The following is a 560-nucleotide window of genomic DNA, read 5'->3' as shown; positions in this document are numbered from 1 at the left end:
TGTCGAGGCCATTCTGAAATGTCCGGGTTTGGACTTTTTAGAAATGTCCGGTTTTGAGGTTCAGAAATCTCTATGTTAGAGGGCTTTTAAGCACCGAGCCAACCCGCATTCTGGCAGTTCCCAGAATCGCTTCATTCAACTGTTCCCGGGTCAGCTCGCGCTGCTTGCGGGTGCCCACCTTGCGCTCCTTTGGCCGCGGCGCTTCACCCTGATTGGTCCTCGATGGTGATCCGGATGCCCGCCGGTCATCGCGCTGCGCCTGAATGACCTGCGCCATCTGCAACGTGTGTCCCAGCCGCTTGTTATCGACCACAGCAGCCTGATCGATCTCCGAGAGCCGGTCATACGGTACACAGGGCAGGGCAGCGCCATTCACCCGAATCTCGATGCGCCCATCCGGATACTCGAACACATCCAGATAACGATGAATCAGGCTGCGGTTCGCCACCGTATCCTCCAGCAGATAGATCACCCGGTCGTACTGCACCGTCAGTACCTTCGACACGCGCCGTGGCACGCGACACGTCAGGATCAGATCAAGATCGTCGTCGGCACGCAGT

1 pseudogene is annotated in these 560 nt (G+C 57.9%); it reads right to left on the bottom strand.

What is annotated here, in order from left to right:
• Nucleotides 1–70 precede the first annotated feature (70 nt).
• Nucleotides 71–560, bottom strand: a pseudogene (locus P0D96_RS48330) (ISNCY family transposase); the annotation flags it as partial.

This window comes from Paraburkholderia sp. RL17-347-BIC-D (genome assembly GCF_046027915.1).
Lineage (GTDB): Bacteria > Pseudomonadota > Gammaproteobacteria > Burkholderiales > Burkholderiaceae > Paraburkholderia.
This window is presented reverse-complemented; position numbering and strand designations above follow the sequence as displayed.